Origin of the sequence: Aeromonas sp. S16(2024) (assembly GCF_041403065.1) — a bacterium.
Lineage (GTDB): Bacteria > Pseudomonadota > Gammaproteobacteria > Enterobacterales > Aeromonadaceae > Aeromonas.
Map to the genome: position 1 here is coordinate 115,589 of NZ_JBGLQX010000003.1, position 16,161 is coordinate 131,749.

The 16,161-nt window shown below is 65.4% G+C and carries 8 protein-coding genes; 7 read left to right on the top strand and 1 reads right to left on the bottom strand.

The window, feature by feature from the left end; translation table 11 throughout:
- Nucleotides 1–231: 231 nt before the first annotated feature.
- The 6 genes from ACB030_RS03635 to ACB030_RS03660 all read left to right on the top strand — a co-directional run bounded on the left by ACB030_RS03635 (nucleotide 232) and on the right by ACB030_RS03660 (nucleotide 11,098).
- Entirely contained in the window at nucleotides 232–3,102 is a 2,871-nt protein-coding gene (locus ACB030_RS03635) for an AAA family ATPase (RefSeq protein ID WP_371158089.1), read from the top strand.
- A 117-nt stretch (nucleotides 3,103–3,219) separates the two neighbouring features.
- Nucleotides 3,220–3,792: a nitroreductase family protein gene (locus ACB030_RS03640; protein ID WP_371158091.1), complete on the top strand. Its 573-nt coding sequence runs from the start codon at nucleotides 3,220–3,222 to the stop codon at nucleotides 3,790–3,792.
- Nucleotides 3,793–4,114: 322 nt separating this feature from the next.
- Nucleotides 4,115–5,224, top strand: a complete 1,110-nt coding sequence (locus tag ACB030_RS03645) for an efflux RND transporter periplasmic adaptor subunit (protein WP_371158093.1) — start codon at nucleotides 4,115–4,117, stop codon at nucleotides 5,222–5,224.
- The gene (locus ACB030_RS03650; RefSeq protein ID WP_371158095.1) at nucleotides 5,221–8,313 is read left to right on the top strand and encodes an efflux RND transporter permease subunit; all 3,093 of its coding nucleotides are present in this window, start codon (nucleotides 5,221–5,223) and stop codon (nucleotides 8,311–8,313) included. Before ACB030_RS03645 ends, ACB030_RS03650 begins: the two co-directional genes overlap by 4 nt.
- A complete protein-coding gene (locus tag ACB030_RS03655) occupies nucleotides 8,313–9,311 on the top strand; it encodes a lipid A deacylase LpxR family protein (RefSeq protein WP_371158097.1) in 999 nt (332 codons plus the stop codon). The genes ACB030_RS03650 and ACB030_RS03655 overlap by 1 nt, the downstream gene beginning before the upstream one ends.
- Before the next feature lie 206 nt (nucleotides 9,312–9,517).
- Nucleotides 9,518–11,098, top strand: a complete 1,581-nt coding sequence (locus ACB030_RS03660) for a methyl-accepting chemotaxis protein (protein ID WP_371158099.1) — start codon at nucleotides 9,518–9,520, stop codon at nucleotides 11,096–11,098.
- Between the two features lie 96 nt (nucleotides 11,099–11,194).
- Here the strand turns inward: ACB030_RS03660 and ACB030_RS03665 are convergent, their stop codons facing one another.
- Nucleotides 11,195–14,413 carry an ExeM/NucH family extracellular endonuclease gene (locus tag ACB030_RS03665; RefSeq protein WP_371158101.1) on the bottom strand — a complete coding sequence of 1,073 codons (3,219 nt, stop codon included), beginning with the start codon at nucleotides 14,411–14,413 and terminating at the stop codon, nucleotides 11,195–11,197.
- A gap of 546 nt (nucleotides 14,414–14,959) precedes the next feature.
- Between ACB030_RS03665 and ACB030_RS03670 the strand changes: the two genes are divergently transcribed.
- Nucleotides 14,960–16,081, top strand: a complete 1,122-nt coding sequence (locus tag ACB030_RS03670; RefSeq protein WP_371158103.1) for an ABC transporter substrate-binding protein — start codon at nucleotides 14,960–14,962, stop codon at nucleotides 16,079–16,081.
- Nucleotides 16,082–16,161 lie beyond the last annotated feature (80 nt).

The window sequence follows — 16,161 nt, forward strand, 5'->3', positions numbered from 1 at the left end:
CCCGACGCGGTGGGCCTTTTTCATGGCACCGGGATCCGGGCTGCCGGCCATGGGAAGAGCCATGTGGAAAACCCTCAACAATTCAAGCAAATAGGCCTCATAAGGTCCCCTTTCTCGCGGTTGAGCCGCCTTTTTCCCCCTATACTCAGCCTGCATGTGTTTTCTCTTGACCACGGCAGTGGGCTGGCTAAGATGTTTCCGATTGCCAGCCTGCGGTATAACGGTTTGAATATGTCAACGATATCAAGTACATCGCCTCAATTGCATGTCCGCTTTGGCGATTTCGAACTGGATGAACGCAATGCGCGGCTGCTGCACCATGGCCACGCCGTTCCCCTCTCCCCCATACCGTTCAACCTGTTATGTACCCTGATCCGCGAGCATAGCCTGCTGCTGACCAAGGATGAGCTGCTCGATCGGGTGTGGGGCCATCGTTTCGTGAGCGCCTCCGTCCTCAAGGGAGCCATCAGCGATATCCGCACCCTGCTGGCGGACGACCCCCGAGCTCCCCGCTTCATAGAGACAGTCTCCCGCCGCGGCTATCGCTTCATCTGCCCGCTGCTCCCCCAGGAGACCGGTTACCCCTTGGCAGCACCTGCCACCACACCGCTGCCGATCTCGCGACAAAGACCCTCTTTGGGGCTGTTTGTCGGGCGGGGGGAGGCGCTGGCGCGCTTGCAAGACGCCTGGCAACGGGCGGCCCAAGGCCTGCGTGCCATCGTCTGGATCGCGGGTGAACCCGGGATCGGCAAGTCGACCCTGATAGCGCACTTTTGCGCCGGGATCCCTGAGGCGCTCTGGGTTCGGGGGCAATGCGTGCAGTTGCATGGGGCGGGTGAGCCCTATCTGCCGGTGCTGGAGGCCATCGCCGAGCTGTGCCGTCGCGATGAAGAGGCGGTCTCGCTGCTGCGCAGCGTGGCCCCGACCTGGCTGCTGCAACTGCCCTGGCTCTGCTCCCCGGCGCAGCGCGAGACCTTGCTGCATGAGCTGGTCGGCGCCCATCCCCAGCGCATGTTGCGGGAGATGAGCGAGTTCCTGGATCGCTACACAGAGCAGCGACCGCTGCTGCTGATCACCGAAGATCTGCACTGGGGCGATCCCTCGACCCTCCAGCTCATCGACTACCTCGCCCGCCGGCGCAGCCCCAGCCGTCTGATGTGGCTGGGCAGTGTCAGGCCGGACGAGCCCCTCGTCACCGAACATCCACTCCATGGGCTCAGGCAGGCCCTGCGCGGGCAGGGCCTGGGTGAGGAGATAGGGTTGGCGCCCTTCAGCGAGCAGGAGGTGGTGACCTATGTGAGCGAGCGGATGCCGGCCATGAACGTTCCCCCCGGGCTTGCCCTCGCCCTCCATGAGCGAACCGGCGGCGTCCCGCTGTTCGTCGCCGCCCTCGCCACCGAGGTGATGAGCCGCACGGACCATGACGATGACACCGAGCCCGCCCGCCTGGTTCGCCGGGTGCTGCCCGAGAGCCTGGGCGCCCTGATCGATCACCATGTGGCCAGACTCCTCGAGCCGCAGCGCCAGTTGCTCGCCGCCGCCGCCGTGCTGGGCATGAGGGTTCATGTCGACACCCTGGCCCGGGTGCTGGCGTGCAGCCTGATGGAGATGGCACAGCAATGCGAGGCGCTGATCCGGGAGCGACTCTGGTTGATGGCACCCACCCCGGAGGCATCGGCCGAGGATCCCAGCCGCTGCGTCCAGTTTCGCCATCAGCTGTTTCGCCAGCGCCTCTATGATGGCCTCTCGGCCCCCCTGCGCGGGGCACTGCACGGCAAGATAGGGAGCACCCTGGAGGCGCTGCGCGCCGAGGGCCAGGAGGTGACCGCCGCCGAGCTGGCCATGCATTTCGACCGCGGCCACGCCCCCATCAAAGCCCTTGGCTATTATGCCGAGGCCGCCCGGGCCGCCCTGCTTCATCTTTGCCCCGCCGAGTGCATGAGCCTGACCGCCCGGGCACTGGCCCTCATCGAGCCGCTCCCCGAAAGCGCATCGCGCCACGCCCTGGAGATCACCCTGGCCACCCTGCGCGGCGCGGCCGCCTTCCACACCCTGGGGGCCGGGGAAGAGGCCCGCCGTGCCTACCAGCGGGCCGCCGACCGGCTGGCCGAGGTGCCAGCGCACCCCATGGCCGGCCTGGCGCTCCATGGTCTGGGGTTTCTCCATGCGCTGCGCGCCGAATACCCAGAGGCGCTGGCCGTCGCCGCCCGAGCACGGGGCCTCGCCGCCGCCCAGGCGGATCCCCTGCTGATCCTGGCCGCCTGTACCGTGCAAGGCCAGGCGCTCATGATGCAGGGTCACCATGACGCGGCCAGAGAGACCCTGGAGCAGGCCCTGCCGCTGCTCGAGCAGGCACAGGCCGGGGCCGAGCACAGTCTCATCGGCTTTATCGCCGATCCGCAGACGACGGTTCTGGCCCTGCTGAGCCTCTCCCTCGCCCAGCTCGGCCTGTTTACCCAGGCCCGGGCGCGTCTGCAACAGGCCTATGCCCGCGCCCATTCGCTGGCCCAGCCGATGGCACTGCTGATCATCCTCTGGTGCGATGCCCTGTGCGGGATCCGGCGCGGCGAGGTGGCACGGGTAGCTGCCCTGGCCGGCGAGATGCGCGCCCTGGTCGATGAGTTTGCCCTCGCCCAGGGCCAGGCCCCCTGCCGCTGGTTCCAGGGGTGGGCTGACACTCAGTGGGGCAGGCCCCATGAAGGGGCGCACCAGATCCGGCAGGCCTACCTGGACAACAGGGCGCTGGGGATGATATCGGGGGGCAGCGAGACCCTGGGCTACCTCGCCGAAGCCCTGCTGCTGCAACATGAGTGGCACCAGGCGCAGGAACAACTGGATCAGGCGCTCGCCCTGGTGCGGCGCCATGGCGTTCGAGGAGGCCCAGGCCCAGGGTGCCCCCTGGCTGGCCTTGCAGGCGCTGACCACAGTGTGCGCATACCAGACCCCGACCCAGGCCGAGTGGGACGCCCTCACCGCCCTGACGGCCCAGCTCGCCGAGGCGGGGGATACCCCCCTCCTCGCCCAGGCAAGCCGCCTTCTCGCCAGCGGGCTGTCAGCCCCCTGAACCTTGCCGGTCTCGACCAAATCGCGACCTCTCCCTGACCCGAGTCCCCTGCAAGCCCCCTATGATGGGGAAATCCGGGTCAGATGACACCATCATCCCCTTTCGGGTATCAGGATCCGCCTTTCACCGACCGGCATGGGACAAGCGACGCCACGATGCATCACCATCACCACCTTCAGGGAGGATCCGAACATCTCCTCTTCGACCCCAAACGGCGGATCCCCGAATCCGTCATAGAGGATCTCTGCGCCCTGCCCTGCCGTTGCCTCTCGGCCCAGCGCCAGCTCCCCTGGCATCTGGTCGTGGCCGCGTCCCGCCAGACTCGGACCGGGATCTGGCAGGCCATCGCCCCCCACCTCCCCGCCAGCCTCCCCCTGCTGCAGCAGGCTTCCCACCTCATGGTGCTCTGTACTCGGGAGCAGGCAAACGAGACAGGGTCGCCAGGGCTGATCATGCCTTGCCAGGGCGCAGCGGCCCATGACGGCGCTGGGTCGCAGCATGTCTACATCGCCCTGGGCTCCCTCTTGCTCGGCGCGGCCGTGTTCGAGCTGAAGACCCATACGGTGGAGGCCTTTGATGGTGACTTGCTCGATGAGTGGCTCGGCCTGGGGGAGCAGGGATTGACCAGCCGGGTGGTCCTGGCCCTCGGCTATCCACCCCAGGGGGGCGACCCTGATCCGTTCGCCTACACCCGGCTGCCCCAGCACCTCGTCATGAGTCGGCGCTGACCCGCACCGATTCCAGGAGGGATCCTTTGCCTGCCTCTTCTTCTCTCGCGCCTCCCCCAAGGGCCGCTCAAGACCCATTTCCGACCAAAGTCTGACCCCATCCTGACCCCTGGCGAGGCACGCCTTGCTACGCTGACCATCCTGTTTCGCACCATGGACGACGCGAGTGTGACCCTGTCTCCAGCCTCCTCCTCTCCCGGCAGAGTGCCCGACGAGGACGGCGGTGCGCCGCATCCTTGCTCCGGCCTGGCGGCGTGCGAACCAGCGTCCACCCGCCTCCCGGCGAAATGACCCCATCTCTGCCAACCAACGAGGAATTGTCGTGAAACGCTTCGTCACCGCGGCCAGCACCGCCACGCTCATCACCCTGCTCTGCGCCTGCTCAGAGCCGCCCCCCTCCACCAGTGCCTTGAGGCCGGTGAACACCCTGGCACTGCACTACGACAGCCTGCGCAACAGCCACCGCTATTTCGCCTCGGTCGCCTCCCGCTATGAGGTCGAGCAAGCCTTTCGCATTGGCGGCAAGGTGCTGGAGCGCAAGGTCGATATCGGTCAGGTGGTGAACGAGGGCGATGTGCTCGCCGTACTCGATGATGCGGATTACCTGCTCGCCGAGGAGGCCGCCCGTCAGCGCCTGGATGCGGCCAATGCCGCCGCCTGGCAGGCCGAAGCCGACTGGCTGCGCCTCAAGGCGCTCAAGAAGAACGGCTCCGTCAGCGCCTCCCACGAGGAGCAGGCTCACAGCACCCTGCGCACCGCCAGGGCGGCGGCACGGGCCGAGGCTCGCCAGTTCGAGCTGGCCCGCAACCAGGTCAACTACACCCTGTTGCGGGCCCCCATCAGCGGCGTGGTAACGGCGCTGCGCATGGAGACGGGCCAGGTGGTGGCAGCGGGTCAGCCCGTGATCACCCTCGCCAACGAGGGCAAGCCTGAGGTCGTGGCCGACATTCCCGAGAACCGGTTGGCCGAGTTCAAGGCGGCGCGCTACAAGGCGTCGCTGGCCACAGCGCCGGATGACTATTTTGAGGTCGAGCTGCGCGAGCTGTCGGCCCAGGCCTCGGCGCAGACCCGCACCTACCGTGCCCGCCTCAAGCCGGTCGAACCCAGAGCGCTGCCCCTGGGGGCGACCGCCACCCTGATCGCCGAGCACACCGATGGGGGCACCCGGGTCGCGACCCTCCCCGCCACTGCCCTCACCCAGGAGCAGGGCGCGCCAGCGGTGTGGACAGTGCAACAGGACGGCAAGGGAAATACAGGCACCGTCAAGCTGGTCAAGGTGGCCATCCAGAGTTATCGCAGCGACCAGGTGCTCGTCTCCGGTCCCGCCGAGGGCGTCCTCGTCGTCACCGCCGGGGTGCAGAAGATGGCGCCGGGGCTGAAGGTCGCCCTGCCCGCCGCTTCCCCCTCTGCCAGTGAGGAAGTGACCCCATGAAATCGTTCAATCTCACCGAATGGGCACTGAGCCATCGTGCCGTGGTGCTGTTCCTTATCCTGCTCATCACGGTGGCGGGCACCCTCGGCTTTGGCAAGCTGGGCCAGCTGGAGGATCCCAACTTCTCGGTGCCCTCCATGACCGCCATGGTGGTCTGGCCCGGCGCCACGGCGCAGCAGATCCAGGACGAAGTGCTCAACCGCATGGAGAAGAAGTTCGAGCAGCTCGATCACTTCGAGAAGGTCAAGACCTTCGCCCGCCAGGGGTTCGGCGGCATGCTGATCACCGTCAAGGGGGGTACCTCCAAGGCGGATCAGCAGGAGGCCTGGTACCAGGCGCGCAAGAAGTTCAGCGATCTCGAACTCGAGCTGCCAGAGGGGGTCGTGGGCCCCATCTTCAACGACGAGTTTGGCGACGTCTACGGCCTGATGTACGCCATCAAGGGGGACGGGGTCAGCCTCGCCGATCTCGCCGATCAGGGGGAGATCATCAAGCGCCGCCTGTTGAAAGTCCCCATGGTCAAGAAGGTGGATCTGCTCGGCAAGCAGGCGGAAAAGGTCCATATCGAGTTCTCCCACGAACGCCTGGCGGCGCTGGGTATCCAGCCCGTGCAGATCATGGCGGCCCTGAAGAGTCAGAACGCCATCTTGCCGGCAGGCTCCCTCGATACCGCCTCCGACCGGATCTATGTGCGGGTCAGCGGTCAGTTCCGTGATCTGGAGGATATTCGCAACCTGCCCATTGCCGCGGGTGGACGCCTGATCAAACTCGGTGACTTCACCACGGTGCGCCGCGGTTATGAGGATCCCCAGACCTACAGCATCCGCCACAACGGCCAGCAAGTGCTGATGCTGGGTCTCTCCATGACCAATGACGGCAACATAGTCCAGCTGGGTGAGGCGCTTGAGACCGTCATCGCCCAGATCCAGCACGAGCTGCCCTACGGTGTCGAACTCGAGCAGGTCGCCGATCAGCCCACCACGGTCAAGGAGGCGGTCTGGGACTTCGAACGCTCCCTGGCGGAGGCCCTGGTGATCGTCGTCATCGTCAGCCTGCTGAGCCTGGGCTGGCGCACCGGCATCGTGGTCGCCCTGTCGGTGCCCCTGGTGCTGTGCATGGTCGCCATCTTCATGCTGGGCACCGGCTGGAATCTGGAGCGGATCTCCCTGGGGTCCCTCATCATCGCCCTGGGTCTGCTGGTGGACGATGCCATCATCGCCCTCGAGATGATGGTGGTGAAGATGGAGGCGGGCTGGGACAAGGTCAAGGCTGCTTCCTACTCCTATCAGGCGACCGCCATGCCCCGCCTGTCCGGCGCCCTGATCACCGCCGCCGCCTTCATGCCGGTGGGCTTCTCCCAGTCCACCACGGGCGAATACGCCGGCGGCATCTTCTGGATCGTCGGCGTGGCGGTGGTCTTCTCCTGGCTCTGCTCGGGCCTCTTCACCCCCTACCTCGCCGTCAAGATGCTGCCCGCTCAGCTCGGCCATCATCATGGCGAGGGGAACCCCTATGACACCAAGGGCTATCGCCGACTGCGTGGCTGGATCCAGCAGGCCATCGCGCGCCGCTGGCTGGTCATCGGCGTCACCTTCGGGGCCTTGGTGCTGGCCGTGTCGGCGGTCAAGCTGGTGCCGCAGCAGTTCTTCCCCAACAGCACGCGGCCCGAACTCATCGTCGAGCTGCGCGTCAAGGAGGGGGCCTCGTTCGCCGCGACCACAGCGCAGGTCAAGCGCATGGAACAGGTGCTGGCCAAGGACGAGGACGTGCGCTTCTACACCGCCTATACAGGTGCGGGCGCACCGCGCTTCTACCTCTCCCTGGATCCCGAGATGCCCAATCCGGGCTATGCCCAGTTCGTGGTGATGACCCGGGATCTGGAGGCCCGCGAGCGCGTGCGTTCGCGCCTGATGGCCATGGCCAGCGAGCAGTTCCCCCAGGCCTGGGTACGCGTCACCCGCCTGGAGCTTGGCCCGCCGGTGGGCTTCCCGATACAGTTTCGCATCGTCGGCGCCGACACCCAGGTGGTGCGCGCCATCGCCCGCCAGGTAGAACAGGTAGTGGCCAGCCATCCCCAGGTGCGCGACGTCCAGCTCGACTGGAACGATCCGGTGCGCGCCCTCGGAGTCGAGCTCGATCAGGAGAAGGTGCGCGCTCTGGGGCTCTCCCCCGCCGAGGTGGCGATGGCGACCCAGTCCCTGATGCAGGGGACGACCCTGACCCAGTTGCGCGACGGCGAGGAGCTGATCGACGTGGTCGCCCGCGCCATTCCCTCGGAGCGACTCGACGTCGAGACCCTGAAGGACATCAACCTCTACACGAGCCAGGGCACTGTGGTGCCCCTGTCCCAGATTGCGACCGTGCGCCATGAGCTGGAAGAGCCGGTGCTGTGGCGGCGCAACCGCGACATGGCGATCACGGTGCGGGCCGACGTGGTGGACGGCGCCCAGGCGGTCTCCGTGACCCAGGCCATCACCCCTCTGTTCAAGGAGATAGAGGCGACCCTGCCCTCCGGCTATCGGATTGACGTGGGCGGCGCGGTCGAGGAGAGCAACAAGGCCAACGAGGCGCTGATCGCCGTGGCCCCGGTAATGCTGATCACCATCTTGCTGATCCTGATGCTGCAACTGCAGAGCTTCTCCCTGATGGCCATGGTGCTGCTGACCGCGCCCCTTGGGATGATAGGGGTGGTGGCCGCCCTGCTGCTGTTCCAGGCCCCCCTGGGTTTTGTCGCCATCCTCGGCATCATCGCCCTGTGCGGCATGAACATGCGCAATGCGGTGATCCTGATCGACCAGATCCAGATAGAGACCGCCAGTGGCCGGGATCCCTGGAGCGCCGTGGTCGAGGCGGCCGTGATGCGGGCCCGCCCGGTGATGCTGACGGCGGCGGCCACTGTGCTGGCCATGATCCCCCTGACCCGCAGCGTCTTCTGGGGCCCCATGGCCATCGCCATCATGGGGGGGCTGACCATCGCCACCCTGCTGACCATCTTCTTCGTGCCCTCCCTCTATGCGGCCTGGTTCAGGATCGCCCCGGTCAAGGACACAGGGCACACGCAGACCGCTGGCGCAGAGGAGCGAGCATAGTGAACAAGGGACGCACTGCGCTGATGTTGACAGGGCTGCTGCTGAGCGGCGCCAGCCAGGCCACGGAGGGCACCCTCACCCTCACGGTGGAGAACGACGTCTTCACTGGCTCTGACAACAACTACACCAATGGCGTGGGGATCGCCTGGGTATCGGGGGACATAGACCAGACAGACCCTGGCGCACTCGGCCAGTGGACCCGGCTCTGGTCATTTCTGCCGTTCGTGGCCGATGAGGGCTACACCACTTATGCCTCCTGGGCCCTGGCCCAGGAGATCAACACCCCGGACGACATAGGGGAGCCTTATCCCGACACAGATGATCAGCCCTACTCAGGGGTGCTGGTGGTCGACAGCACCCTCTATGCCCGCAGGTGGGACTGGAGCCACGCCTGGCAGCTCAGGCTGGGGGTGGTGGGGCCCGCCTCCCAGGCCGACGACACCCAGCGGGAGTTCCATCGCCTGATCGGGGCCGACAAGCCGCAAGGCTGGGATACCCAGCTGCCGAACGAGCCTGTCATCAACCTCAACTACACGGTGGCCCACCTCGCCGCCGCCGGGCACACAGCCGCCGAGCTGGAGTGGCGCCTGGTGCCCCTGGCCACCGCCGGAGTCGGCAACTACTTCACCGGGGTCGGGGTCGGTCTCTATGGCGAAATAGGCTGGGAGCTGGTGGATGCCCTGGGGGTCACCGCCCTGCGCTCCGGCCTCAATGCCGCCTCCACGGTCGGGATAGCACAGCGCGATCGCTGGTCGCTGTCGATCTTTGGCGGGGGCGGCGCCTACGGGGTCGTCCACTACCTGCCCCTCGACGGCACCCTGTTTCGCACCAGTTACTCCGTCGATTCCGAGCCCGTCATCGGCATGGGCTCCTTCGGCTTCTGCCTGCGACGGGGCAAGCTGACCCTGGGGTTCGCCCGGACCTTTTTCAGCGAGACCTTCGACACCCAGCGAGAGCAGACCAACTTTGGCACCCTGAGCCTGTCATGGGTGCTGTAATCGCCATTACCCTGGGCCAGCCTGGCCCATCATCGCGCCGCAGCCTGCCAGCCATGGCAGGCCATTGGCACTAAGGGATCACCTTCATGAGAACAGACGACAGGATAGAGGTCAGTGCCAGCGCGCTGACGGCAGTTGACGAAGAGAGGACAACACCAGGCAGCCCCCTCTGTGTCTGGACGGGCCGGCTCAGTTTCAATGGGAAAATGCGCATCTTGCTGCTCTGCATCACCCTGCTGACCCTGGTTGGCAACATGCTGACCGCCAGGCTGGTCTATGACGAGATTTGCACCGCCATCGAAGGGGGCTTGATCAATCAGGTACAAGGGGAGGCCCGCAGGCTTGAAGCCCTCTATCAACAAGATCCCAAGACCTTCATTGCACAGGCGGCCCTCTCTCTTGCAACGCTGCGCTGGGGGGAGCATGACGCCGGCTACTTCTTCATCACTGACAGAGACGCGAATCTGCTGGTCTATCCACCGGATCCCGCGCGCATCGGCAAGCGGCTCGATGATGTGCCCCTTGAGGAGAGTCAGGAGAGCATCAACCAGGCCCTGATCCGCATTGCCGGCTCGGGCAAGGCCAGCCTCATCACCTACCCCTACATCAAGCCATCGAGCCAGACCCCCATCCTCAAAACGGCGTATGCCTATCCTGTCGGGGAGTATCTGCTGGTCTCCGGTGTCTACCTGGACAGCGCCGATGCGGTGTTTTACAACTACCTGCGCCACAGCAGCATCATCCTGCTGGCGACCCTGGCACTCCTGCTAGGCCTGGTCACCTTCTTCTCCCGTTCGTTCTCATCCCACGTGGCCCTGGTGCTCAAGGGGTTGCAGGACATGGCTGGCAAGATCCTGACCAACCGGCTCCAGTCGAAAGGAAACGATGAGATTGCCTTCATCATCAACGCCATGGACAACACCCGCCAGCAGCTGTCCGATCTGCTCTGCCACCAGCGGGAGCAGGCGGGTGAGGTCACCCTGGCGTCCGGCCAGATAAACCGTGGCATGGGCGAGGTCAACGACGCCATCTGCGAGCAGCGACTGCGCCTGGACAACCTGGCATCGGCCATGGAGCAGATGATCGCCAGCATTCGCGAGGTGACCCAGAGTGCCCAGGCATCCGCCGACAGCGCCCATCAGATGGATCAATGGGCCAGCGGTGGCGCCGGCAAGATCCAGGATGCCATCACCGCCATCAACCACCTGTTCGACAACTTGCACCAGAGCGCCCGCGCCGTCGGGGAAGTGGCGGGCAAGGTCAGTCTCATCGGCACCATCATAGACACCATCAACGGCATCTCGGAGCAGACCAACCTGCTCGCCCTGAACGCCGCCATCGAAGCCGCACGGGCCGGCGAGCAGGGCCGCGGTTTCTCCGTGGTGGCCGACGAGGTCCGCACCCTTGCCAAGCGCACCAAGGAGGCAACCTACGAGATCTCCGGGATGATAGTCGCCTTGCAGGGGAGCACGCACCAGAGCGTCGGGCTGATGCAAGAGAGCATTCAGGCCGCGTCCCAGGCCAGAGAGGATGCGACGGGGGCCACCGAATGCTTCGACGCCATCGTCGGCAACACAGGGCAACTGTCGACCCATTGCCAGATGATTGCCGCCGCCACCGAAGAGCAGACGGCGGTGACCGGTGACACCCTTCACTCCCTGCAAGTGATCCGCAACCTGGTGCAGGAGACCGAGCAGGTAGCCAGGGCGCTGGGCGACACCAGCCAGCAGATGCGGGGCAGCGCCGAGCAGATGAGCGAGCTCGTCGGCAGCTATCGTCTGGGCTAAGACAAGGGCCCTTGCGCCAGAAGCAGGGCGCGGGCGGGCAGCGATCCCTCATAAAAACGGGAGCCACTATGGCTCCCGTTGTCATTGCATCCCCCGTTACTTGCGGCCGAAGGGCCACCAGGGTTTGTCGTTGTCCTCTATGTCGACCCGGGTCTGCTGCACAGTCCCCGGCTGGGCACCCTGCACCTTCACAAGACCCACCTTGAACTGCTCGGTGGACTCCACGAACCAGTCATCCAGGATCAGCACCTTGACCGACTTGCTGCCCCCCTCGCCCGCGGCCCAGCTCACCGACTGGCCGAACCAAGGCAGGAAATCCAGCCCCCAACGCGCCGTGATCCCCTCAAGGCCCAAAGTAGCACGGGCGGGCTTGCTGAGATCGCCGCTGCGCACCAGGGGGATCTCGGCAAACCACTGCCCCTCGTTCACCGTCAGGCTGGCGCGCGCCAACGAGATGGTGGAGGGCGCCAGCTTGTCCTTGATGGTCACCAGGGTCTGGTGTTGCTCACCCAGGGCCGCGCCGCTTGCATCAAACAGCTCCAGGGTGAAGGTCTCATCCCCCTCGTGCAGGGTGTCGCTCTTCACCGGAATGCTGATGGTCTGGCTGTCGCTCTGGCCTGCCGCCCAGTTCAGGGTACCGGTCAATGGCGCCACGTCCTTGGCATCGGCGCTGCCGTAGGCGACGCGGTAACTGACGCTGGCCTCCCCATAAGTGCCGTCCCGGCGCGCCACGGACAGTGTGAGAGTGCTGCCCTCCTCCACGCTGGCGGCGGCGCTCTCCAGGCTCAAGACTCCGGCGGGGGGCAGCGGGTACTGAATGGCCACCAGCACGGGATCGTGATCCGAGGCGCTGAAGGGCTCCTCGGATTTCGCCAGCTGGCCGCTGTACTTGTTGCCGTACTCGAAGAAGTTGCTCTCGGCGGAGTTGATGTGCCAATCCTCGATACCGATCACCTTGGCCGCGAGGCTCGGGTTTGCCAGGGCGTGATCCAGGTTGCCGAGCTCCCCTTCGTAGCTGTAGGAGTAGGTGTCGGTGCCGTGGAAGCGGGTGTTGAGGTTCACCAGACCATAGCCCTTGCCAAGGGCGCTGCCGCTCTCCTCATAAGGCTGGCCCGCCAACGTGGTGAAGGAGGCGCTCAGGATCTGGCGCGCCTGGGCGGCCGGATCATAGTCGGTCAGCACCCGGATGGGATCCTCCATGCCATAGGCGTTCAGATCCCCGATGAGCAGCAGATCCCCGCTCAGCCCCTTGAGACGCTCCCCCAGCACCCTGACGGCGGAGACCCGCAGGGCGTTGCAGTGGCCCTGACCGTCCAGCGGGTCGGCGGTCACGTAGTCGGGGTAATCCTCGAAGCAGGCAGAGCCCTTGGACTTGAGGTGGTTGACCACCAGGGTCAGGGGCGCATCCCCCTTGGGGGAGCTGAAGCGCTGCAGCAGCGACTCGCGCATGCCCTGGTTGATGGCCACCGGTTTGCCGCTGGCGTCCAGGGCCTCGGCCTGCTGCACCGGCAGCACTATGAGGCTGGCAGCCCCTTCTGGCGTCACGCTGGCGGGCCGGTAGATGAGCCCCACCGTGATGGCGTCGGTGCCGATGGGCTGGCCATCGGGGGACGCCACCCAGGCGTAGTGATCCGCCTCGTCCGGCAGGGCGGCGTTGAGGGCCGCCACCAGGTTGGCGATGGCAGAGTTGTCGCCATAGCCGTTGTTCTCTATCTCCATCAGCCCCACCACGTCCGCATTGAGGCGGGTGATGGCGCTGACGATCTTGGTGCGCTGCAGCTCGAACTCCGCCACCGTCAGGGCGCCTCTGTTGCTGCCGGTGGGGTTGACATCCCCGCCCACCACTGTGGTGAAGAAGTTGAGCACGTTGAAGCTGGCGACCCGCAGATCCCCCGCCTCGGCAAGTTCCGGCGTTTCCACCCTGTCCCAACCGCTGTGATCGATGTTGCTCACGTCGATGCGATTGTTCGCCACCAGCCGGAACAGGTTGTAGGAGTAGCCGAGTGCCCCCTCCAGCCCGTTGAGCCTGTCACCGATGCGCAGGTAACCGTCCTCGGCGTTGAAGCCGGGGAACCAGGGCAGCACGCCGTCCGGCGCCTTGGCGTCGGTCTCCAGCACCAGCTGGTTCTGCTGGTTGCGAAGAGCCCAGTCGCTCGCCTCCTGGCTCATGGCGGCAAACTTCTGGGTCGACTTGATAAGCGGCGCGCCATAGGCCAGCACCAGGTTGTTGCGCTTGCCGTCATAATCGAAGCTGAAGTTGCGGGTCACCACCAGGCTGGACTCCGGTACCAGTCGCACCTGCATCCCCTCGTGGCGCTCCAGCAGCTGGCTCAGGCTCTCGCCACCCACCGGCACCAGATCCACCGCTGGCAGCAAGGCCCCTGCCGGCTGGGTCACCACCAGCTGATCGGCGCTGAGCTGGGTCTGGTTGAAATACTCTTTGACCTTGCCCGAGACGCACACCTCGGCCCCCGGCACTATGGCGCCGTTGGCCTGGGTGCTGTGGATGAAGAGGCCGTCTGAGGTGGCCGGATCCCCGTCTCCCTGCGCATCCTGAATGAAGAAGCCCTTGTAGAGACCGCTCACCACCTGGGTCACCACGCCGCGGGTGGCATGGGCCTGCTCGGATTCAAACTTGCCGGCCGGCACCAGGGGGCTGCTGCTGCCGGCGCCCTGGATGGCGGGCACCGGCACCAGGCTGTCGACCGGGCAGACGAAGACAGGAGGCTGGGTGCCATCGCAGGGAGCATCCCCGCTGCAACCCAGACCGCTGGCGTCATCCTTGGGGGCGGCCAGGTATTCGAGCGCCGGATCGAAGGGCGAAGTCGCATCGACCCGGCCCGTGGTGACGGTGGCCTTGCGGCGCAGGGTCATGTCCAGGGTCGAGACGCTGCCGGAGACCCAGGCCGTGCCCGGATCCACCCCCACCTGGCCGAAGCTGTCGACTATCTCGCCGCCGCGATAGAGCACCAGGGCGTCGTCACCGTTGAACACCAGGTTGCCGCTGGTCTGATTGGCCTTGGCCAGGATCTCGCCGTTGGCAGAGGGGTTGGCCAGCACCAGACTGGCCCCCGGGGCCAGCGTGCCTTGCAGCGCCAGGCTGTTGGTGGGAGCATCGGTGAGGAGTTTGCCGTTGGCATAGAGCGCCAGCCGGTATTGGGAGAGATCGACGGGGTCCGAACCGAGGTTGCTCAGCTCCACCGCCTTGTTGTTGCTGGATCCTTCCAGGTATTCGCTGATCAGCAGTTGCGCCTGTGCCTGTCCAGAGAGCGCCAGCCCGACGGCCAGCGCTACCAGAGAGTGTCTTCCTGACATGGTCAGTTTCCTTTTTTTATTTGCAGATTATGTTATTGGCGCCCCGCGCAAGGCGGGCCGCAGCACCTTGTTACCTGTCGAACTCGGCCAGCGGCCAAGATCGCGCCTACTCTGCCCCCTTAAAGGCGGAGCCGCTGGGAGCTGGCTAACAATGACCGCAAATTGTTGCGCGCAGGTGACGATCAATACCCGAATGGGCAGTGCCTGTCATCGGTGCGCAGGAAATCGTCGCCACCTCTGGGGGGACCATACCAAGGGGCTCGACATCGAGCAGAGTCCGGGGCTGAGCCCCCGTTTCAGAGGTGCGAGCGAGGTGGCCAGAGTGTGGTTCCAAGTGCAGCCAGATAGGCGCCACAGGCCCCATGACCCGTGAAAACAGTGAAATGGGCTCCATTGGAACGGCACTCTGTGCTCGTGTGAAGCCGATTCCGGCAATGACAGAATTAAAAAGAGAGGAGACAGGACAAACGTTTATTGCTTTTCGGTTCACGAATGGCAATAGTTCTCACTTCTTTTTTTAGGCCTTATCCCCCGAGGTTTCACAAGATGTTTCGTCACCCCCTGGCAAAGTTGCTGCTGCTTGGTCAGCTTGCCCTGATGAGCTGGATGGCGCAGGCCACCGCCCCCGTTGAAGTGGAAGATGTAATGGGCCGCAAGGTCTCCCTGAGTCTGCCCGCGAGCCGCATCGTGCTCGGTTTCTATCCCGAGGATTATCTGGCCGTGGCCGGTGAAGGCGGCGCCGATCGCCTGGTGGGCATGTCCCGTGGCTGGTTCGTCAAGTCCCGCCCCGCCATCTGGTCCCTCTATGTGGCCAGCCTGCCGCAACTGGCCAGGGTGCCTGACCTTGGCAATGTGCAGGATCAGAGCTTCTCCATCGAGAAGACCCTGGCGGTCAAACCCGATCTGGTGATCCTGGCCCAGTGGCAATACGAGGCCCTGGCCCCGGATCTGCCGCGCCTCGAGCAGGCGGGCATCCCTGTGGTGGTGGTGGACTACAACGCCCAGACCCTGGCCCGCCACATGGCGAGCACCCTGCTGCTTGGCAAGGTGACCGGTCAGGAGGCCCGTGCCCAGAAGATGGCCGACGAATACAAGGCCAAGATTGAGACCATCACCTCCCGGGTTGCCCAGGCGAAGCGCCAAGCGCCCCGGGTCTATATCGAACTGGGTGACAAGGGCCCGGCCGAGTACAGCTACACCTATGGCAAGGACATGTGGGGCGCCATGGCCCTGCTGGCGGGCGGTGACAACGTCGCGGCCCCCTTCGTCGAGCGCTGGGGCCCCATACACCCTGAGCAACTGCTGGCGAGCAAACCCGAGGTCATCCTGATGGCGGGCTACGAGAGCGTGAGCAGCGCAGAAGCGATGCAGGTCGGTCAGGACGTCTCGGCCGAGACGGTGCGCCAGCGTCTGCAGGGCTTTGCCGCCCGTCCGGGCTGGAGCGAGTTGCCCGCGGTGCAGCAGGGTCGCCTCTATGCGGTCTATCACGGCGCCACCCGCAGCATCATGGATGCCGCCCTCATCGAGTTCATGGCCAAGGCCCTCTACCCGGATCTGTTCCAGGATCTCGATCCCCTGGCCACCTATCAGGGCTTCTACCACAGCTATCTGCCCATTCGTCCCCAGGGCACCTTTATGCTGGGTATCAAGTCGGGTGAAGCCAACTAAATCCGGTCGTTCGGGCTCTGCCACCTCGGCTGAGCCCTCTTCGTCATCCCTCTTCAACCCTTGCGGGCGCTCCTTGAAAA